The organism is Nonomuraea sp. NPDC050404, assembly GCF_040655495.1.
Classification (GTDB): Bacteria; Actinomycetota; Actinomycetes; order Streptosporangiales; family Streptosporangiaceae; genus Nonomuraea.
Map to the genome: position 1 here is coordinate 1 of NZ_JBFAKB010000021.1, position 19,959 is coordinate 19,959.

Here is a 19,959-nt window from a genome sequence, read left to right on the forward strand (position 1 = left end):
CGGTTACATTCCGAACCCGGAAGTTAAGCTTCTCTGCGCCGATGGTACTGCACTCGGGAGGGTGTGGGAGAGTAGGTCACCGCCGGACAATCTTTGTATGAGGGGAAGGGCCTCGACGCTGACGCGTCGGGGCCCTTTCTCGTTGTGCGGGCTTTCCGGCGCCTACCGGCTGTGGGGCTCAACACGTGGAGATTCTGTCAGTGGAAAAGCGGAGTCCCTGTTTCCGCACATGGACCCGAATCTGAGCACGTACCCAGGCCATGCCAATCAGCAGGAACCCAGGAACCTCGGGCCGAGGCGGCTGCCGCCACCACCGCAACCAGCCTGGACTCTCGGCACGCGGCACGGCGCCCTGGCAATCACGGCACGCTTCCAGGCGCCGACACCCAGCTCCAGGCGTCGGCACCCAGGCGCTGGCACCCAGCTCCAGGCGTCGGCGCCCACCTCCGGGCTCCGCCAACCGGACGGAACCCTCACCCACCCACAATCGGCCGGCCCCTTGTTTTCGTATTGGTAGGGCTTCGACGCTGGGTGCGTTGGGGGCCTTGTTGCTTTTTCGGGGCATCGGTGTCGGGCAGGCTGGGAGGCTATCGCGTTCTGGGTTGTATGGGGTGCTTACCGGGCATGACGGAGTTCCGGTGGCGCCTTTTAGTTGACGCAGTCACTCTGGAGAGCGTGATGGCTTCCTCCTCCTCAGGCCAGACATCCGAATCGGCGCGCCGTCGTCGTCGGCGCGCCCGCTTTCTTGCTTGGACGCTTACGCCTGTTTCGCTCACATTGGTTGCGATGGGAGTGGCGGACTATGTCTTCGATTTGTTGGGCATGCCCGGCACATTGCTAATGCTGCTGGATGAGCAGGACAGTCTGGTCAGCATCTGCCTGGGAGTCGGCGGCCTGCTGATGGCAGGCGTGCTGACAATGTTGTGGCGTCGCGCAGGAGTGAGGGCGTCGCCTGCCGATCCGGCGCCCCCTGGAGGGGGTGTCAGCCAGACGGGCGAGCCTGCCGTGGCTGAAGGAACTGGCCAAAGCGCGGCGAGTGGAGTCGATGGAGAGCTCTCGGTCGGTGCGGCGGAAGAGGATGGGCGGGAAGGTGGTTCCGACGCAGACGCAGACGCAGACGCAGACGCAGACGCAGACGCAGACGCAGACGCAGACGCAGACGCAGACGCAGACGCGGGTGCCGATGCCGGTGGGAGCGCGGGCGTTAGTGCGGGCGAGGATGTCGGTGGGGGTGAAGGTGGAAGCGGGGATCCCCTTGGGGGCCGAGATGCGAACGGGGGTGTCGGCGCGGACAAAGGTGCGGGCAGGCATGCCGGTGCGCGCAGCAGGGCCACCAGCGCAAGTGGGGATGCCGGTGAGAGTAGCGGCGCTACCAGCGCAAGTGGGGATGCCGGTGAGAGTAGTGGGGCCACCAGCGCAAGTGGGGCTGACAGTGCGAGCGGCGGGGCCACCAGTGCGAGCGGGGGTGCCAATGCAGGCGGAGGTGCCAGTGCAGGCGGAGGTGTGAGTGCGGGGATGGAGCGTTCCATTGCGGTTGGGGGGGATAATCCTGGGGTCGCGATGACGGGGGACAGTTCCACCGTGACCGTGGGGCATGTGGATGTTGTCGGTGATGTGCGGTTGCCGGCCCGGCCTGCGGTTCCCACCCGGCCGGTGCAGCTACCGCCCCGCCCGCCCCGCCTGATAGGCAGGGACGAGGCGGTGGCGGAGTTGCGGGGGCGGCTGCTCGCGGACCGTACCGAGCCGGCCGTGATCGTCGTGTACGGGCTGGGCGGCGTAGGCAAGACCAGCCTGGCCCTGGAGTACGCCCACCGCCATCAGCGGGACTACGAACTCCTCTGGCAACTGCCCGCCGCGACCCCGGCCGTGTTGTCGGCCGCCTGTGCCCGGCTGGCCGCGATGCTGGGGTTACGGGAGATGGGCGACGCGGCCGACCCTGTTCATCAGGTGCATGCCGCGCTGGCGGCCCGTACCGAACCCTGGTTGCTGATCTTTGACAACGCGCCGGACGCTGACAAGCTGCGCCCTTTTCTTCCTCCGGCGGGGCCGGGGCATGTGCTGATCACCAGCCGTTCCGGGAACTGGCCGCGTGAGCAGGGGCTGGAGCTGCCGGTGCTGGATCCGGAGCCGGCGGTGGCGCTGGTGCTGGCGCGGTCGGGGCAGACGGACGAGGCGGCGGCCGCCGCCGTGGCGGCCGAGTTGGGGGCGTTGCCGCTGGCGTTGGAGCAGGCCGGGGCCTTCATGGCCGAGACCGGCATGGATCTGGCGGACTACCTCGGGCTGCTGCACGGTCAGCGGGCCGAGCTGCTGGCCCAGGGGCAGGCTTGGGGGAACGACGAGCGGGTCACCAGTACCTGGCAGCTCGCGTTCAAGAATCTGGCCCGTACGAGCCCGCGAGCGATCGCGCTGCTGCGTGTGCTGGCCTGCTACTCCCACGAGGCCATCCCCTATCACCTGCTGCTGTCGCAGCTCGAACGGCGTAGTCCGCGCGAGTTGTTCGGGGCGGACGTGCGGCGGCAGCGGGCGTATGGGCGGTTCCCGAGCTCGCGGATGCGGTTGCTGCGTGACTTCCGTCCGCTGCTCAGCGCGCTGGCGGTGCTGCAGGAGTTGCCGAGCGACACGATCACGATCAATGCCGCCGTGGGTGCGTTGCGCGGGCACAGCCTGATCGGGCATCCGGCGCGTGGCCTGGTGTCGGTGCACCGTCTGGTCCAGGCGGTCACCCTCGATCGGCTCTCGCCGCACGAGCAGCAGCGCTGGCGCGATGCCGCCGCCGTGCTCCTGGAGTCGGTGCTGCCCGACGATCCGGCCCATTCCGGTGCCTGGCCCCGGTACGCCCAGTTGTTGCCGCATGTCCTCGCCGCGCTCAGCCCGCTTTCTCCGGGTATGGACAAGACGGCCCAGTATCTGGGGGCGAGCGGCGACTACCGTACCGCCAGGTCGTTGTTCCAGGACATTTGCGACGCTCTGACGGGGAAGCTGGGGGCCGAGCACCCGGCCACGCTGACGGCCAGGCACGAGCTGGCCCGCTGGACGGGTGAGCTGGGGGACGCGGCGGAGGCGCGGCGGCAGTACGCGGAGCTGCTGCCCCTCCGGATGCGGCAGGCGGGTCACGAGCACCCGATCACCTTGACCGTCATGCACGAGCTGGCGCGGTGGACGGGCGAGCTGGGTGACGCGGTGGCGGCCCGCGACCAGTACGCGGCGTTGTTGCCGATCCGTGAGCGGGTGCAGGGGCCCGAGCACCCCAACACGCTGACGATCCGGCATGAGCTGGCGCGGTGGACGGGTGAGCTGGGGAACGCCTCCGCCGCCAGGGAGATGTACGCCGAACTGGTGCCGATCAGGGTACGCGTGCAGGGCGCCACCCATCCCGACACCCTCACCGCCAGGGCGAACCTGGCCCAATGGACGGGGGAGGCGGGCAACGCCGTGTCCGCGCGCGAGCAGTACGCGGCCCTGCTGCCCGAGCGCGAGGGCGTGCTCGGCCCCGAGCACCCCATCACCCTCACCATGCGGGCGAACCTGGCGCAGTGGACCGGCGAGGCGGGCGACGCGGTGGCGGCCCGCGACCAGTACGCGGCGTTGTTGCCGATCCACGAGCGGGTGCTCGGCCACGAGCATCCCGACACGCTGACCACCAGGCACAGCCTCGCCCAGTGGACCGGGAAGGCGGGTGACCCGGTGGCCGCGCGCGACCAGTACGCGGAGCTTCTCCCGGTGCGCAGGCGCGTGTCCGGTTCCGAGCACCCTGACACGCTCATCACGCAGGCGAACCTGGCGCAGTGGACCGGCCAGGCGGGCGACCCGGTGGCGGCCCGCGACCAGTACGCGGCGTTGTTGCCGATTCGCGAACGTGTCCAGGGCCCCGAGCACCCCTCCACGCTGATCAACCGGCATGAGCTGGCCCGGTGGACGGGTGAGCTGGGTGACGCGGCGGCGGCCAAGGACCAGTACGCGATCCTCCTCGTCGTACGTGAGCGAGTCTCAGGCCCCGACCATCCCGACACGCTGACGATCCTGCACGAGCTGGCCCGGTGGACGGGCGAGCTGGGCGACGCGGCGACAGCCCGCGACCGTTACGCCGAACTGCTCCCGATCAGGGAACGGGTCCAGGGCCGCGACCACCCCGACACCCTGACCGCCCGCGCGAACCTGGCGCAGTGGACCGGCGAGGCGGGTGACGCGGCGGCGGCCCGCGACCACTGCGCCGAACTGCTGCCCATCCGCGAACGCGTCCTCGGCCCCGATCACCCCTCGACCCTGACCACCCGCCACGAGCTGGCCCGGTGGACGGGCGAGCTGGGTGACGCCGACTCGGCCCGCGACCAGTACGCCGAGCTGCTCTTCCGCCGCGTACAGACCTCGGGCCCCGACCATCCCGACACGCTGACCACCCGGCACAACCTGGCCTACTGGACGGGCCGGGCGGGGGATCCGGCGGCGGCCAGGGACCAGTGCGCGGCCCTGTTGCCCCCGCGCGAGCGCGTCCTCGGGCTCCACCATCCCGACACGCTGACCACCTGGCACAACCTGGCCTACTGGGCCGGCCAGGCGGGCGACGCCGGGACGGCGCGCGACCAGTACGCGCGGCTCCTCGTCGTACGCGAGCGCGTGCTCGGCCCCGACCACCCGGACACGCTGACGATCAGGCACGAGCTGGCGCGGTGGACCGGTGAGCTGGGTGACGCGGCGGCGGCCAGGGATGCCTACCTCGAACTGCTGCCCCTGCGTGAGCGCGTCTCCGGCCCCGAGCACCCCGACACGCTGACCGCCCGCGCCAATCTGGCCTACTGGACCGGCCGGGCGGGGGATCCGGCGGGGGCCCGCGACCAGTACGCGGCGCTGCTGCCCATCAGGGAGCACGTGCTCGGCCGCGACCACCCCGCCACCCGGATCACCAGGGCACAGCTCGCCTACTGGAGGGATCGGGCGTGAGACGTCAATGCGCGCCGAGGGTGGCGGCCGCGACGACGAGGAGCAGGGTGCCCGAGACCGCCGAGATCCGGCGCGCCGCCTTGGGGGTGCCGGTCAGGGCGCGACCGGCCCGCGCGGTGCCGGCCGCGACCAGGCCGTACAGCAGGGCGCAGTTGACGACGTGCAGCAGGCCGAGTGCGGTGAGCTGCACGCCCAGCGGGACGCCGGTCCCCGTCGAGATGAACTGCGGCATCAGCGACAGGTACAGCAGCAGGCCCTTCGGGTTGAGCAGCGCCGTGAGCATGCTCTGCCGCAGCACCCTGCCCGCTGGCTCGGCGCTCTGCGAGCCGAGCGCGGGGGCATCGCGGCGGCGCAGCGCCATCAGCGTCCTGACGGCGAGGAAGACGAGGTACGCGGCCCCGGCGTAGCGCATGACCGGCAGGGCGGCGGGCACGGCGCGCAGTGCGGCGGCGAGCCCCGCGGCGGCGAGGACGGTGTGCACCGCGTAACCGCAGCAGATGCCGGCCACCGCCGTCAGGCCCGTCCTGCGGCCCTGGCCGAGCGAGCGCGCCACGATGTACAACATGTCCGGGCCGGGCGTGCAGACCAGCAGCAGATCCATGCCCAGGAACAGCAGCAGAAGCGGGATGTCCACAGCTGCGAAGGTAGCCAAGACGGCCCGGCACACGATGGTGGATTTATGCCGAGGGCAAGCAGAAAATGGCAGGATGTTGCGCCATGGACGCCATTGACCGCAGGATCCTCCAAGAGCTGCAGCGGGACGGGCGGCTCAGCAACAGCGAGCTGGCCGACCGGGTGGGGCTGACGCCGTCGCCGTGCCTGCGACGGGTGCGGCAACTGGAGGAGAGCGGCGTCATCCGTGGCTACCGGGCGCTGCTCGACGGGGACGCCGTGGGGCGCGGGTTCCAGGCGTTCGTGACCGTGGTGATGCGGTACGAGGACCAGGACACCGTGGCGGAGTTTGAGCGGCGGGTGGCGGAGATGCCGGAGGTCGTGGAGGCGCACCGGCTGTTCGGTGATCCCGATTTCCTGCTGCGGGTGGCGGTGGCGGACCTGGCCGCGTACGAGCGGTTCTACTCCGAGGCGTTGTCCGGGCTGCCGGGGGTGGCGCAGGTGACCTCGCACCTGGCGATGAAGGCCGTGAAGGCATACGCCGGCCTGCCGGTGGGAAGGGACCCGCGGCCGCGGGCCCCTTCCAAGTGAGGGTTACTGGGGCAGGACCAGGAGGGCGTCGCCGACGGCGCGCTCGCCGCCGTCCGACGGCCGGTTGACCAGCTTGCCGTCGACCACCATCGCCGTCGACCCGCCGCCGTCCAGGTTGATCGCCTGCGTGGCGCCCAGCCAGCGCATGAACTGGGCCGCCTCCACGAAGTTGGCCCCGATCGTGATCCCGGGCTGCCGTCCGTCGATGGTGGCCAGGATCAGGCTGCCGTTCTTCGTGGTGCCGAGGAGGGTACGCGGGTGGCGGCGCAGGATCATGTTCATCGAGTCGTGCCCGTCGCGCTTGGCGGTGATCTTCACCTTGCCGTTGCGCACCAGGCCGACGCCGCCCGCGACCACGTTCACGTCGGGGGTCAGCTTGATGGCCTTCTTCGTACGCAGGTCCACGACCTTGGTCACGAACTTGAGCGTCCATTCCTGCCAGGCGTGCTCGTTGAGCCAGTCGGCGGCCACGCCGTTGCCGTGCAGCACCTGCGTGCCCTTGGCCACGACGCCGCCCGATTCACGCAGGCTCACGATCTTGCCGTTGGCGTCGATGACCGCGTCGGTGCCGCCGGTGGGCGTCTTGGAGCCGTACTCCTCCGTGTACAGCACCACTTCGTCCGTCGTGGCGGCCCGGTTGATGCCGTTGACCTCGACGCGCTCGCCGTCCTGGGAGATCGCGGTGACGTCGGTCTTCAGCTCGGTGATCTTGGCGGTGCGGCCCTTGAGCACGACCGCCGAGCGGCCCTCGACGGCCTCGCTGAGCAGCTTGCCGCCGACCACGGACGCGCCGAGCGGCTCGCCGCGCAGCGCGGGCGAGGTGTGGATGTTGAAGAAGCCGCCGTTGATGCCGAGCAGGGCCTTACCGGCCTTGGCCATGGAGGAGACGGTCTCGCGCTTGGCGACGCTGGTGCCGAGCGAGGCGACGTACGAGCCGCGGAACGTCCTGGCGTCGATCATGGCGACCTTGACGTCCCACGGGCCCGTGGTCTTGAGCCCGTCGTCGCCGAGGTAGTCGACCTTGACCTTCAGCCCGGCCTCCTTGAGCTTCTTGGCGCTCTCCTCGGCCTTCTTCTTGTCCTTCAACGACCACAGGCCCACGCGGACCATGTACTCGGTCTTGGAGGGGGAGTCGGCCACGCCGGGCCGGACCACCTTCTGCAGGCTGGCGGTCTCCCCGGCCGCCTCCACCTCCGCGACCACGCTCTCGGCCGCGGTCTGCGTGCCGGAGTCGCGTCCGTTGGGCATCAGGATCGTCACCGTGTAGCCGTCGGTGGACGTGCCCGCTTTCACGTCGTACAGGTCGATGCCCTGCGCCACGGTCTTCATCGTCTTGGTCGGCACGGGTCTTGTGCCCAGCGGGAACTTCGCCGACGGGAATCTCACCGACTGCTGCTCCGCTGTCGCGGGCAGTGCGGTGAGGGTGATCGCCGCGGCTATGGCCAGGCCGCCGGCGAGGGTGCGTCGAGACATGAACTCTCCAGAGGGCGGAAAGAGGGACCGCACCATAGTGGCGAGATCAAGGTCTCCGAGGCAGGCGAATACGCCATCTGAGTAAAGAGGTTACGAGATTGACACAACGATCGGATACCATGCGTACATGACTCGCTTCCGCATGTGGTGGCGGCCGGTAGACGGCCGCTGAATCCACATGTGTGGGCCGTCCCAGAGACGGCCCGCACCAGCGGTGGCTCCTCTCCGGGGACGGCATGATCCCAAGGAGAGAAACCATGAACGACGTCGTGCTGACGGGCGACCGGCCGACCGGGCCGCTGCACCTGGGCCACTATTTCGGCTCGCTGGCCAACCGGGTCGAACTGCAGGACCGCCATCCCATGTACGTGCTGATCGCCGACTACCAGGTGATCACCGACCGCGACGTGCCGGGCGAGATCCGGCGGCACACCACCGAGCTGCTGCTCGACTACCTGGCGGTCGGCATCGACCCGGCCAAGGTCACGATCTTCCAGCACAGCGCGATCCCCGAGCTGAACCAGCTCCTGCTGCCGTTCCTGAGCCTGGTGTCGGTGGCCGAGCTGGGGCGCAACCCGACGGTCAAGGACGAGATCGCGCACAGCTCGCAGGCGGCCGTGAGCGGGCTGATGTTCACCTACCCCGTGCATCAGGCGGCCGACATCCTGTTCTGCAAGGGCACGCTGGTGCCCGTCGGGAAGGACCAGGTGCCGCACCTGGAGGTGGCGCGGCTGGTCGCGCGCCGCTTCAACGAGCGCTACGGCGCGGTGTTCCCGCTGCCCGAGGCCATGATGGGCGCGCAGCCGCTGCTCAAGGGGCTCGACGGCGGCAAGATGAGCAAGAGCCGTGGCAACGCGATTGCCCTGTCGGCCACCGAGGACGAGACCGCCGCCCTCATCCGCAGGGCCCGCACCGACTCGGAACGGATGATCACCTTCGAGGAGGAGCGCCGGCCCGAGGTGGCCAACCTGCTCACACTGGCCGGGCTGTGTCTGGGCCGGTCGCCGCGCGAGCTGGCGGAGGAGATCGGCGACGGCGGCGCGGCCACGCTCAAACGGGTGGTCACGGAGGCGGTCAACGAGTTCCTGCGGCCGATCAGGAAGCGCAGGGCCGAAGCGGACGAGGCCGAGGTGCGGCAGATTCTGGCGCAGGGCAACGACAGGGCCCGCGAGCGCGCGGTGCGCACACTCGACGAGGTACGGGCCGCGATGGGGTTTTGACTGAACGTACGGGCCGCGATGGGGTTCTGGCTGAACGTACGGGCCGCGATGGGGTTCTGGCTGAACGTTCGACGAGGCGCGGGCGGCGATGGGGTTCTAGCGTCTGGCCACGGCCAGTTCGGTGGCCGGGGAGCCCAGCGGGCGGCGGTGCCGTACCTTGCGGAAGCCGGCCGCCCGCAGCAGGACGGCCACCTCGCGCAGGTCGCGCACCCTGCCGCCGACCGTCACCAGGTAGTTGAGCTCCAGCAGGCTGAGCAGGGTGCGGCTGGCCCGTCCCGGCATGCGGCTGTCGGCGAACTGGTCGCCGATGACGATCGTGCCGCCCGGGTTGAGTGAGACGGCCAGGCGTTGGAACAGCAGTGCCGTCTCGTCGTCGGTCAGCCCGTGCAGGATGTTGAACAGCAGGGCGACGTCGTAGCCGGTGCCCAGGTCGTCCTGCAGGAAGGAGCCCGCGCGCATGGTCAGGCGGGGGTGTTCCGCGGCGCTTTCGAGCGCGTACGGCAGGTCGATCACGGTGGCGCGGAGCCCGGGATGGCGTCGCAACAGCTCCAGGCTGAACACCCCGTGGCCGCCGCCCACGTCCAGCAGCTGCCCGGCGCCGCGTGGCACCGGGATGGCCCGCGCCGTGGCGGGCGCCTGCCGCCGTGCCATGGCGGCCGTCCACGCCTGGAACGAGCGCGCCAGCTCCCGGTCGTTCTCCAGCAGCGTGTAGAACGGCGTGTCCGCTGACCCGTCCCGTACGGCCTTCTCCAGTCTGGGCCAGATCACGCAGGCGGTCCGCTCCCAGAACTCCAGGCCCGCCAGCAGCGACGTCGGGGAGTCGGAGGTGAGCCACCGCCGCGCGGTACGGGTCAGGCGGTGCCGGCCGCCCCTGACCCGCAGGTAGCCGAGCCCGGTCAGCGCGCGTAACAGCGTGTCGGTCGCGCGGGGGTCGAGGCCGAGCGTGCCGGCCAGTTCGCCGCCGGTGGACGGCCGCTCCCGCAGCGCGTCGAAGACGCCCACCCTGGCCGCCGCGATGAGCGCGTGCAGCCCCAGGGCGCCGAAGTAGTCGAACATGGGCGGAACGATCGACAGCCGGTGGGCCGTGGTTTCCAAGGGATTGAAGAACAGGGGCACAAGTGCGACGGTAAGCCGTCTACGTGCGCGTCTGATACACCTTGCGCAGGGTCTCGTGCACGATCCAGGTCGTCTTGGCGCCCTCGGCCAGCAGGCACACGTCTCCCGGGTTCACCTCGATCGTGGTACCGCCCTCGACGGCGATCGTGGCGTGGCCCGACAACACGACGAAGATCTCGTCGGTCTCCACGTCCGTCACGACGCCCGGCGTGATCTGCCTGATGCCCCTGCCCTCGCCCAGTTCCAGGGAGGAGACGGCGGGGTCGCCGGCGACGATCTGCTCGGGGTCGAGCTCTTCGGGGGCCAGTCGTACGTCGTGGACGGGCACGGCGAAGGCGCCCGCGGTGGCGAGCATGCGGCCGAGGTCCACCAGATCGGGCATCAGTACATCAGACATATCGCCCATTCCAGCACATTAGCGGCTCTCTCTGCGAAAAGACTCAAGTGCCAGGAGGGCGACGTGGAGCGACAGGCACGACTCGACGTCGTCGAGGTCGGTGTCGAGGATGCGTTCGAGGCGGCGCAGCCGGTCGTAGAAGGCGGGCCTGGACAGGTGCGCCTTCTGCGCGGCGACGGCCTTGTTGCGGCCGGAGTCGAGGTAGACGCGCAGGATGCGGGTCAGGTCGCCGCCCCGCTGGGCGTCGTGGGCCAGCAGCGGGCCCAGCTCCCGCTCGGCGAACGTCTGCAGCCGCGCGTCGTCGCGCAGCAGGTGGAGCAGGCCGCGCAGGCGCAGGTCGGGCAGCCGGTAGAAGGGCCGGCCGTCGGGCTGGCGGACCGCCACGTCGGCCACCTGCTCGGCTTCGAGGAAGCTGCGGCGTACGTCCCTGATGGACTCCACCACCGACCCGGCGGCCAGCACGAACGCCGACCCCGGCCCGCACAACACGCGCAGCCGCTCGGCCAGCGCGGTCAGCGCCGGCTCGGCCTGCGTGCGCGGCGGGAGCGGCAGCAGCACCCCGACCCGCTCCTGGTCGAGCGCGCCCACCAGGGCGGGCAGGCGGGCGTCGCGGCAGGCGGCGGCGGTGGCCTCGGCCAGCTCGCCGAGCTGCGCCTGCCCGTCGAGCGCCTGGTCGACGTGCTCGGTCGGCCTGATGACCACGCTGATCAGCTTGCGCCCGGTGAGCGGCACGCCCACCGCGCGGGCGCGCGCCGCGGCCTCCTCGGGATCGGCGTAGGCGTGGGTCAGGATGCCGGTGATGATCGTGCCGTGCGCCTGGCGCTCCAGCGACTCCTGGTGGCGCTCCAGCAGGCGGCCCAGCGCGAGCGTGGTGGCGGCGCGCTCGGCCAGCACCAGGTCGCGCGGCGACGGGGCGGCGTCGCAGATCAGGATGAGCCGCCCCCAGTCCTGCCCGCGCGCGCCGACCGTGGTGACCAGCCAGCCGGAGGCCGGGTCGTAGGCGGTGCGCCCGGTCGGCGCCACCGTCCGCGACCTGGTCTCCCACCCCGCCAGCAGGGTGCCCGCGTCGCGCCCGGCGGACTCGCAGGCCAGCACCTGGTGCGCGAGGTTCTCCAGCAGCACGGGACGGCCCGACAGCCGGGCCACCTGGGCCAGCACCTCGGCCGGCGAGGCACCTTCGACCGACAACTCGGTGAAGACCTCGTGCAACTGCTCCGAGGCGCGCAGCTCCTCAAGCTGGATGTCGATGATGCGCGCGTGCACCGACTCGGTGATCTGCACGAACGGCGTCTCGCGGGTCAGCACGATGACCGGCAGCCCGTGCTCCTCGGCCGACTTGACCACGGCGCGCGGCAGTTCGCGGACGAACCTGCGGCCCAGCTCCACGATGAGCCCGGAGGCCCCCACGGAGGACAGCTCCCCGATGTAGTCGGCCAGCTTCTCCGGGTCCTCGGGCAGGGCCACTCCCGTGGTGAGCACGAGCTCACCGCCGCGCAGCAGCTGGGCGATCTCGGCGATCTCGCCGACGTGCACCCACCGCACTCTGGTGTCGAGCCGGTCGGCGCCCGCGACCACGCGCGGGTTGCCCCGGCGTACGGTCTCCAGGGCGAGGACGTCGGCGATGGTGGGCAGCACGGGGCAGAGCCTAGCCGATCATTCTGTAACAAGGGCCAGGGGTCGATTTACACTTTGTGTCCTTGGTCATGAGTTTAGGTCCTCCTCGCGGTATTCCTGCCGGGGCTCGCGTACGCGCAGCTCAACGCGGCGAATCTTGCCGGAGATCGTCTTGGGCAGCTCGGCGAACTCCAGCCGCCGCACCCGCTTGTACGCGGCCAGCTCCCTGCGGCAGTGCTCGAAGATCGACCGGGCGGTCTCCTCGCCGGACTCGAACCCCGGGGCGAGCGTCACGTACGCCTTCGGCACGGCCAGGCGTACCGGGTCGGGCGCGGGCACCACGGCCGCCTCGGTCACGGCCGGGTGCTCCAGCAGCACGCTCTCCAGCTCGAACGGCGAGATGCGGTAGTCGGAGGCCTTGAAGACGTCGTCGGTCCTGCCCACGTAGGTGATGTAGCCGTCCTGGTCGCGGGTGGCGACGTCGCCCGTGTGGTAGAAGCCGCCGCGCGTCGCCTCCGCCGATCCACCGACATATCCGGACATGAGGCCGAGGGGGCGGCGGTCGTCCAGCGGCAGGCAGATCTCGCCGTCGTCGCCCTGCTCGCCGGACACCGGATCGATCAGCACGATGTCGTAGCCGGGCAGCGGGCGTCCCATGGACCCGGGCCTGACCGGCTCGCCGGGAGCGTTCCCGATCTGCGCGGTGGTCTCGGTCTGGCCGTAGCCGTCCCTGATCGTCAGGCCCCACGCCCTGTTCACCTGGTCGATGATCTCGGGGTTGAGCGGCTCGCCGGCGGCCACGGCCGTACGCAGCGGCAGTTTCCAGGCGGCCAGGTCCTCCTGGATGAGCATCCGCCACACCGTCGGCGGCGCGCAGAACGTGCTGACCCGCTCCTCGCTCAGCACCCGCAGCAGCGCGGGCGCGGAGAAGCGCCGGTAGTCGTGCACCAGCACGGTGGCCCCGGCGTTCCAGGGGGCGAACACGTTGCTCCACGCGTGCTTGGCCCACCCCGGCGAGGACACGTTGAGATGCACCTCACCCGGCCTGACCCCGATCCAGAACATCGTGGACAGGTGCCCCGCCGGGTAGGAGGCGTGCGTGTGCTCGACCAGCTTGGGCTGCGAGGTGGTGCCGGAGGTGAAGTAGAGCAACATCGTGTCGCCGGCCCGCGTCGGCCCGTCGGGCGTGAAGGTCTGCGGGGCGTGGTAGGCGTCGTGGTAGGGCAGCCAGTTGTAGGCGTCCCCGACGGCGATCTTCGTGTACTCGCCGGCCTGGAACTTGCCCGCGTCATCGGCGTTGGCGATGACGTGCGCGACCCGGCCCCGCTCGATCCGCTCCGCGACGTCCTTGCCGGTCAGCAGCGTGGTGGCCGGGATGATGACCGCGCCCAGTTTCATCGCGGCCAGCAGCGACTCCCACAACTCGGCCTGGTTGCCCAGCATGAGCAGGATCCGGTCGCCCCGGCGCACCCCCTGCTCGTGCAGCCAGTTGGCGACCTGGTTGGAACGGGCCGACAACCCGGCGAAGGTGTAGGAGGCGTTGCTGTCGCCCACGATCTTCAGAGCGACGCCGTCCGGATTCTCGGTGGCCAGCACCCCGTCGAACCAGTCGAGCGCCCAGTTGAACTCGTCGAGCGCGGGCCATCGGAAGTCTCTGCGGGCGGTGTCGGGGTCGGCGTCGAGCAGGAAGTCGCGGGCGGCACGAAAATCGCTCATGCCGGGATCCTGCTACGTCGCCAGCCGCCGCTCAAGACCGTCGAGCACCGACACGAGCCCGAAGTCGAAACACAGCTCGCGAATGGCGGTCGGATTGTCGTAGACGTCCAGGTTGATGCGCTCGACCATGTCGGGGTACTGGGCCGCCGTCTTGCGCACCATCTCGCGCATCTGGTCGGCGTCGTACTCCCCGTTGCCGCCCGCGCCGTTCCAGGCGGTCTCCGGGATCGTCATGCCGAACACGTAGCCGGTGAGCGTGGAGCCCGCGAAGTCAACGTCGAGCCCCTCGAACCCGGCCAGCTTGAACGTCCGGCGGGTCTCGTTGGCGACCCACATCGCGTTGGGGCCCAGCGCCGGCAGGCGCCCGATGAGATCGCCCGCCCACGGGTGGCGCAGGATCACCTGGCGCATGCTGTGGGCCAGGACGGAGATGGCGTCGCGCCAGCCCACCACGTCGGGGTCGGGCACGGACATCTCGCCCCACACCTCGTCATAGACCAGTTCGAGCAGCTCGTCCTTGTTGGCGACGTACCAGTAGAGGCTGGTGGCACCGGCGCTCAGCTTCGCGCCGAGCTTGCGCATGCTCAGGCCGCCCAGCCCCTCCTCGTCGAGCAGTTCGAGGGCGGCCCTGACGATCTCCTCACGGCTGCGGCCCGGACTTGTGGCCTTACGGGGCTCGCGTAGCCACACCGAGGAGAAATCCTTGCCTGTCATGCCTCCAGGATAAATCCACTCGCACGCTGTACGAGAGTTGTCGTACGCTGTGCGAGTGAACTCGAACACCGTACGAGACCCCCGGCGCTGGTGGATACTCGGCGCCCTCTGCCTGGCGCTGCTGGTGCTGGTCATCGACAACACCGTGCTCAATCTGGCCATCCCCACGCTGAACCAGGACATGGGCGCGACGCCGTCGGACATCCAGTGGATCATCGACGCCTACATCCTGGCCTTCGCCGGTCTGCTGCTCACCTCCGGCAGCCTCTCCGACAAGTACGGCCGCCGCCGCTTCCTGATCATCGGCCTGATCTTCTTCGGCGGCGCGTCGCTGCTCGCCGTCGTCGTCACCGAGCCCTGGCAACTCATCGCCGCCAGGTTCCTGATGGGCGTCGGCGGCGCGCTCGTCATGCCCTCCACGCTGTCGATCCTGATGACCGTGTTCGACGAGACCGAGCGGCGCAAGGCCATGGCGGCCTGGAGCGCCGTGGCCCTGGTGGGCATGGTGTCCGGCCCGACCCTGGGCGGCTTCCTGCTGGAGCACTACTGGTGGGGCTCGGTCTTCCTGCTGAACATCCCGGTCGCGGCGATCGCCGTCGTGGCGGCCCTCGTCCTGATGCCCGAGACCCGCAGCGCGGGCCGGAGGATCGACCCGGTGGGCGTGGTGCTGTCGATCGTCGGCCTGACCGCCGCCGTCTACGTGATCATCGAGCGCGAGTGGAACATCCCGGTCATCGCGCTGGCCGTGGTCGCGCTGGTCGCGTTCGTGATCTGGGAGCGCAGGCAGGACGAGCCGATGTTGCCGCTCTTCCTGTTCGCCAGCCGCGACTTCAGCGGGGCGTCGTTCTCGATCCTGCTCATGTCGTTCGGCGCCGGTGCCGTCATGCTGATGCTCACCCAGTACCTGCAGTTCGTGCTGGGCTACGGGGCGATGCAGGCCGGGCTGGCCATGTTGCCCTATGCCGTGGCCGCCGCGGTCTTCAACGGCGTGGGCGCGGGGCTGGGCAAGAGGCTCAGCAACCGCGTGCTGGTCGGCTCCGGGCTGCTGCTGATGGCCGGCGGCTTCGTCGTGATGGCGCTGACCACCGGTTACCTGCCGCTGCTGACCGGGCTGGTGATCATGGGCATGGGCGGCGGCCTGGCCGGCCCGTCCGCGTACGCCTCGCTCATGGGAGCCATCCCGGTGGACCACGCCGGCGTCGGCTCGGCGCTCAACGACACCGTCCAGCAGGTCGGCATGGCGCTCAGCATCGCCGTGCTGGGCAGCGTGCTGGCCGGGCGGTACACCGCCGAGATGCCCGCCGACCTGCCCGCCGCGGCCAGGGAGTCGATCGGCGGCGCGCACGCGCTGGGTCTCACTGAGGCCGCCAACCAGGCGTTCACCTCGGCCATGCATCTCGGCTCGTGGGTGGGCGGGGCCTTCTGCGTGGCCGCCGCGCTGCTCGCCGTCACGATGTTGCGCCCGCAGGCCCCCGCCCCCGAGACTCCCGAGCCTGTCAACGTGTAAAGCAAATCGCTGTTACTCCGACATGGTGCGTGTAGGAGGCACTAGAGGAGAAAAGGGATACTCGGTAACATGTCGGAGCTTCTCGCGCGCCACCGGGCAGTGATGCCGAACTGGTTGGCACTCAACTACAACGAGCCCATCGAGATCGTCAGTGGCAAGGGCAACCGTGTCATCGACGCGGACGGCAAGAGTTACCTCGACTTCTTCGCCGGGATCCTGACCAACATGATCGGCTACGACGTGCCGGAAGTGCGCGACGCCGTCGAACGCCAGCTCGCCACGGGGGTGGTGCACACCAGCACCGTCTACCTGCTGCGCGGCCAGGTCGAGCTGGCGGAGAAGATCGCGCGGCTGTCCGGGATCCCCGACGCCAAGGTCTTCTTCACCAACTCCGGCACCGAGGCCAACGAGACGGCGCTGCTGCTGGCCACGTACGCGCGCAAGAGCGACCAGGTGCTGGCCATGCGCCAGAGCTACCACGGGCGCAGCTTCGGCGCGATCAGCGTCACCTCCAACCGGTCCTGGAAGAACAACTCGCTCTCCCCGCTCAACGTGCACTTCCTGCACGGCGCCGACCGGCACCTGACCCAGTTCAAGGGCCTGTCGGACGCCGACTACATCAAGGCGTGCGTGGACGACCTGCGCCACGTCCTGGCCACCTCCGTCTCCAACGACGTGGCGGCGCTGATCGCCGAGCCGATCCAGGGCGTGGGCGGGTTCACGATGGCCCCCGACGGGCTGTTCGCCGCCTACAAGGAGGTGCTGGACGAGCAGGGCATCCTGTTCGTCTCCGACGAGGTGCAGACCGGATGGGGACGTACCGGCAGCTCGTTCTTCGGGATCGGGAACCACGGAGTGACCCCCGACATGATCACGTTCGCCAAGGGGCTCGGCAACGGCTTCGCGGTCGGCGGCGTCGTCGCGCGCGGCGACCTCATGGACGCCCCGCACGCCGTGGGCCTGTCCACCTTCGGCGGCAACCCGATCTCCATGGCCGCCGCCAACGCCACCCTCGACTACGTGCTCAGCCACGATCTGCAGGCCAACGCCGCCCGTACCGGGGAGATCATCATCGGCGGCCTCCAGGAGGCCGCCAAGCGGCTGCCGATCGTGCGGGGCGTGCGCGGCAAGGGCCTGATGTTCGCCGTCGAGCTGGAGAACCCCGCGCAGGCCGCCCGTTTCATGGAGGAGACCAAGAAGGCGGGCCTGCTGGCGGGTAAGGGCGGCCTGTACGGGAACGCCATCCGCATGGCCCCGCCCCTCACGCTCACCGTGGACGAGGCCACCGAGGGGCTCGGCATCATCGTCACCGCGCTCGAAACGATCAACGCAGAGGCAGCCACGCAGTGAAGTTCGTCAAGCACTGGATCAACGGAGCCCTCGCGGACGGCGACCCCGCCCGCGCCGCGGAGCTCTTCAACCCGGCCACCGGCGAGGTGAGCGGCCACGTCGCGCTGGCCGCGCCCGCCGACGTGGACGCGGCCGTGGCCGCCGCCGCGGCGGCCTACCCCGCCTGGCGGGACGCCTCGCTGACCAAGCGCACGCAGGTGCTCTTCCGCTTCCGCGAACTCATGTACGCCCACCGCGACGAGCTGGCCGCGCTCATCTCCGCCGAGCACGGCAAGGTGCACTCCGACGCGCTCGGCGAGGTGGCCCGCGGCCTGGAGGTCGTGGAGTTCGCCTGCGGCATCCCGCACCTGCTCAAGGGCGGCTACTCCGAGGGCGTCTCGACCCGGGTGGACTCCTACTCCATCCGCCAGCCGCTGGGCGTGGTGGCCGGCGTCACGCCGTTCAACTTCCCGGCCATGGTGCCGATGTGGATGTACCCGATCGCCATCGCGTGCGGCAACGCGTTCGTGCTCAAGCCGTCGGAGCGGGACCCGTCCGCTTCGCTGCTCATGGCCAGGCTCTGGCAGGAGGCCGGGCTGCCCGACGGCGTGTTCAACGTCGTGCAGGGCGACAAGGCCGCCGTGGACCGGCTGCTGGAGCACCCGGACGTGCAGGCGGTGTCGTTCGTCGGCTCCACCCCCATCGCCCGGTACGTCTACGAGAGCGGCACCGCGCACGGCAAGCGGGTCCAGGCGCTCGGCGGCGCGAAGAACCACATGCTCGTGCTCCCCGACGCCGACCTCGACCTGGTGGCCGACTCGGCGGTGTCGGCGGGCTTCGGCTCGGCGGGGGAGCGGTGCATGGCGATCTCCGTCGTGCTGGCCGTGGACCCGATCGGCGACGAGCTCGTGCAGAAGATCGTCCAGCGGGTGGACCGGCTCGTGGTCGGCCCCGGCGACGATCCGAAGTCGGAGATGGGCCCGCTGGTCACCGAGGTCCACAGGGACAAGGTGGCCTCCTACCTCGACCTCGGCGTCGAAGAGGGCGCCAAGCTGGTCGTGGACGGCCGCGAGACGGCCGTGCTCGGCGGCGGCAAGGCGTCGGACACGCCCGGCTTCTGGCTCGGCCCGACCGTGCTCGACCACGTGCCCGCCGGCTCCCGCACGCACACCGAGGAGATCTTCGGCCCCGTGTTGTCGATCGTGCGCGTCTCCTCCTACGAGGAGGGCCTGGAGGTCATCAACACCGGCCTGTACGGCAACGGCACCGCGATCTTCACCAACGACGGCGGCGCCGCCAGGCGTTTCCAGAACGAGGTCGAGGTCGGCATGATCGGCATCAACGTGCCGATCCCGGTGCCCATGGCCTTCTACAGCTTCGGCGGCTGGAAGTCATCCCTGTTCGGCGACACGCACGTGCACGGCGCCGAGGGCGTGCACTTCTACACCCGCGGCAAGGTCGTCACCTCCCGCTGGCTGGACCCCTCGCACGGGGGCGTGAACCTGGGCTTCCCCACGAACGGGTAACGCGCGGCGTCCCCCCAGGTCCTGTCACCGGTAAGCTCCAGCAGACGGACAAGGGGGGACATCGTGAATCGTCGCCGCGGGTATGCCATGGCGCTCGCCGTGAGTGTGCTGGTCTCTGGTGTGGGCGCGGCACGACCCACCCCCGCGCCGTCGCCCACACCCTCGCCCACCCCCTCACCCAGCGCCTCGCAGAGCGACGGCACGCTGCACATCCTCACCTACCGCGGCTACGCCGAGTACGGCGGCGTCAGCCCCAAGGTCAACTGGGTCGGCACGTTCGAGAAGGAGACCGGCTGCCGCATCGCCCGGCTCGACACCGTGCAGACCGCCGAGGAGATGGCCACCCGGGTCACCCAGCGCAACTACGACGTGATCACCGCCGGGCCCGTGCTGGCGGGCCGGCTGATCGAGGGCAAGCAGGTGCAGCCCATCGACCCGGCCAAGGTCAGCGACTACAAGGACCTCGACGAACGTTTCCGCGACATGACCACCGTGTCGGGCAAGGTCTACGGGGTGCCCTACCTGTGGGGATACCACGAGTACGTCTACGACTCCGGCAAGGTCAGAGGCACCGGCGTGGGGCAGGTCTTCGCCTCCGACCGCACGTCGTTGCGCGACAGCCCGCTGACGATCGCCGACGCGGCGCTGGCCGAGGGCTCGGTCAAGGAGCCGTACGAGCTGAGCGAGGCCGAACTCGGCAAGGTCATGACGATGCTGGAGCGCCACAAGGGACGCGGCTACTGGCAGAACCCGATCGACCTGGTCAAGGGGTTCGCCACGGGGGCGCTGGACTACGCGCAGGTCACCCCGTACCACCGGTTGCTGCTGCAGAAGGCCGGCAAGCCGATCAAGACGATCTCGACGCGGAAGACGACCGGCTGGGCGGACTCCTGGATGCTGGGCGCGAACGTGCCCGACACCACCTGCGCCTACCGGTGGCTCAACTGGGTCACCGCCGCCGACGCGCAGCGTGACGCGGCCGCGTGGGCGGGGCTGGCGCCGGCCAACGACAAGGCGTGCAAGGGCCGGGCCAGGGAGATGTGCAGGACGTACGGGGTGGGCGAGGACAAGCGGATGGCACGGGTGGAGTTCGCGGTGCGGCCGCCCGGGGGTTGTCAGGGTGAGGACGGGGAATGCACTGACTATGCCGCCTGGACAGAGCGGTGGCAGAAGCTCGTCGCGGAGTGAGTGGGGGCCGCCGATCCC

General features: G+C 70.2%; 14 protein-coding genes and 1 rRNA gene. 8 read left to right on the plus strand and 7 right to left on the minus strand.

Going from position 1 to position 19,959, the window contains the following annotated elements; genetic code table 11:
- Positions 1–88 (plus strand): 5S ribosomal RNA (rrf, locus tag AB0I81_RS43350); the annotation flags it as partial.
- Positions 89–1,653: 1,565 nt separating this feature from the next.
- The gene (locus tag AB0I81_RS43355) at positions 1,654–4,938 is read left to right on the plus strand and encodes a tetratricopeptide repeat protein (protein ID WP_360670346.1); all 3,285 of its coding nucleotides are present in this window, start codon (positions 1,654–1,656) and stop codon (positions 4,936–4,938) included.
- Between the two features lie 4 nt (positions 4,939–4,942).
- On the opposite strand, the gene AB0I81_RS43360 is transcribed toward AB0I81_RS43355, so the two are convergent.
- Positions 4,943–5,572, minus strand: a complete 630-nt coding sequence (locus AB0I81_RS43360; protein ID WP_360670349.1) for a LysE family translocator — start codon at positions 5,570–5,572, stop codon at positions 4,943–4,945.
- An 83-nt stretch (positions 5,573–5,655) separates the two neighbouring features.
- Here AB0I81_RS43360 and AB0I81_RS43365 point away from each other — a divergent pair, with 83 nt between their 5' ends.
- Positions 5,656–6,141, plus strand: coding sequence for an Lrp/AsnC family transcriptional regulator (locus AB0I81_RS43365; protein WP_360670351.1), 486 nt, complete (start codon positions 5,656–5,658; stop codon positions 6,139–6,141).
- 3 nt (positions 6,142–6,144) lie between these two features.
- Here the strand turns inward: AB0I81_RS43365 and AB0I81_RS43370 are convergent, their stop codons facing one another.
- A complete protein-coding gene (locus AB0I81_RS43370; RefSeq protein ID WP_360670355.1) occupies positions 6,145–7,614 on the minus strand; it encodes a phosphodiester glycosidase family protein in 1,470 nt (489 codons plus the stop codon).
- A gap of 257 nt (positions 7,615–7,871) precedes the next feature.
- Here AB0I81_RS43370 and trpS point away from each other — a divergent pair, with 257 nt between their 5' ends.
- Complete coding sequence (gene trpS, locus AB0I81_RS43375; RefSeq protein ID WP_360670358.1) at positions 7,872–8,834, plus strand: tryptophan--tRNA ligase; 963 nt, start codon at positions 7,872–7,874, stop codon at positions 8,832–8,834.
- A gap of 96 nt (positions 8,835–8,930) precedes the next feature.
- On the opposite strand, the gene AB0I81_RS43380 is transcribed toward trpS, so the two are convergent.
- From AB0I81_RS43380 to AB0I81_RS43400, 5 genes are all read right to left on the minus strand, one after another.
- On the minus strand, positions 8,931–9,950 hold the full coding sequence (locus AB0I81_RS43380) for a methyltransferase (RefSeq protein WP_360670361.1): 1,020 nt from the start codon (positions 9,948–9,950) through the stop codon (positions 8,931–8,933).
- 19 nt (positions 9,951–9,969) lie between these two features.
- A complete protein-coding gene (locus tag AB0I81_RS43385; RefSeq protein WP_360670363.1) occupies positions 9,970–10,347 on the minus strand; it encodes a cupin domain-containing protein in 378 nt (125 codons plus the stop codon).
- A gap of 18 nt (positions 10,348–10,365) precedes the next feature.
- Positions 10,366–11,982 (minus strand): PucR family transcriptional regulator ligand-binding domain-containing protein, encoded by a 1,617-nt coding sequence (locus AB0I81_RS43390; RefSeq protein ID WP_360670366.1) that lies wholly within the window; start codon positions 11,980–11,982, stop codon positions 10,366–10,368.
- A gap of 66 nt (positions 11,983–12,048) precedes the next feature.
- Positions 12,049–13,677: an AMP-binding protein gene (locus AB0I81_RS43395; protein WP_360670368.1), complete on the minus strand. Its 1,629-nt coding sequence runs from the start codon at positions 13,675–13,677 to the stop codon at positions 12,049–12,051.
- Positions 13,678–13,689: 12 nt separating this feature from the next.
- On the minus strand, positions 13,690–14,391 hold the full coding sequence (locus AB0I81_RS43400) for a TetR/AcrR family transcriptional regulator (protein ID WP_360670371.1): 702 nt from the start codon (positions 14,389–14,391) through the stop codon (positions 13,690–13,692).
- 55 nt (positions 14,392–14,446) lie between these two features.
- Between AB0I81_RS43400 and AB0I81_RS43405 the strand changes: the two genes are divergently transcribed.
- The 4 genes from AB0I81_RS43405 (at position 14,447) to AB0I81_RS43420 (ending at position 19,941) form a co-directional block, all read left to right on the plus strand.
- On the plus strand, positions 14,447–15,898 hold the full coding sequence (locus AB0I81_RS43405; RefSeq protein WP_360670374.1) for an MFS transporter: 1,452 nt from the start codon (positions 14,447–14,449) through the stop codon (positions 15,896–15,898).
- Between the two features lie 69 nt (positions 15,899–15,967).
- Positions 15,968–17,248: an aspartate aminotransferase family protein gene (locus tag AB0I81_RS43410; protein WP_360670377.1), complete on the plus strand. Its 1,281-nt coding sequence runs from the start codon at positions 15,968–15,970 to the stop codon at positions 17,246–17,248.
- Positions 17,245–18,753, plus strand: a complete 1,509-nt coding sequence (locus AB0I81_RS43415) for a CoA-acylating methylmalonate-semialdehyde dehydrogenase (protein WP_360670380.1) — start codon at positions 17,245–17,247, stop codon at positions 18,751–18,753. Before AB0I81_RS43410 ends, AB0I81_RS43415 begins: the two co-directional genes overlap by 4 nt.
- 63 nt (positions 18,754–18,816) lie before the next feature.
- Positions 18,817–19,941, plus strand: coding sequence for an extracellular solute-binding protein (locus AB0I81_RS43420; RefSeq protein WP_360670383.1), 1,125 nt, complete (start codon positions 18,817–18,819; stop codon positions 19,939–19,941).
- The last annotated feature ends 18 nt before the right edge of the window (positions 19,942–19,959 follow it).

Excerpts from the sequence above, each read along its gene's own strand:
- AB0I81_RS43410 (WP_360670377.1), top strand. The coding sequence starts at position 15,968 with ATGTCGGAGCTTCTCGCGCGCCACCGGGCAGTGATGCCGAACTGGTTG.
- AB0I81_RS43385 (WP_360670363.1), bottom strand. The coding sequence starts at position 10,347 with ATGTCTGATGTACTGATGCCCGATCTGGTGGACCTCGGCCGCATGCTC.
- AB0I81_RS43395 (WP_360670368.1), bottom strand. The coding sequence starts at position 13,677 with ATGAGCGATTTTCGTGCCGCCCGCGACTTCCTGCTCGACGCCGACCCC.
- trpS (WP_360670358.1), top strand. The coding sequence starts at position 7,872 with ATGAACGACGTCGTGCTGACGGGCGACCGGCCGACCGGGCCGCTGCAC.
- AB0I81_RS43370 (WP_360670355.1), bottom strand. The coding sequence starts at position 7,614 with ATGTCTCGACGCACCCTCGCCGGCGGCCTGGCCATAGCCGCGGCGATC.
- AB0I81_RS43365 (WP_360670351.1), top strand. The coding sequence starts at position 5,656 with ATGGACGCCATTGACCGCAGGATCCTCCAAGAGCTGCAGCGGGACGGG.
- AB0I81_RS43400 (WP_360670371.1), bottom strand. The coding sequence starts at position 14,391 with ATGACAGGCAAGGATTTCTCCTCGGTGTGGCTACGCGAGCCCCGTAAG.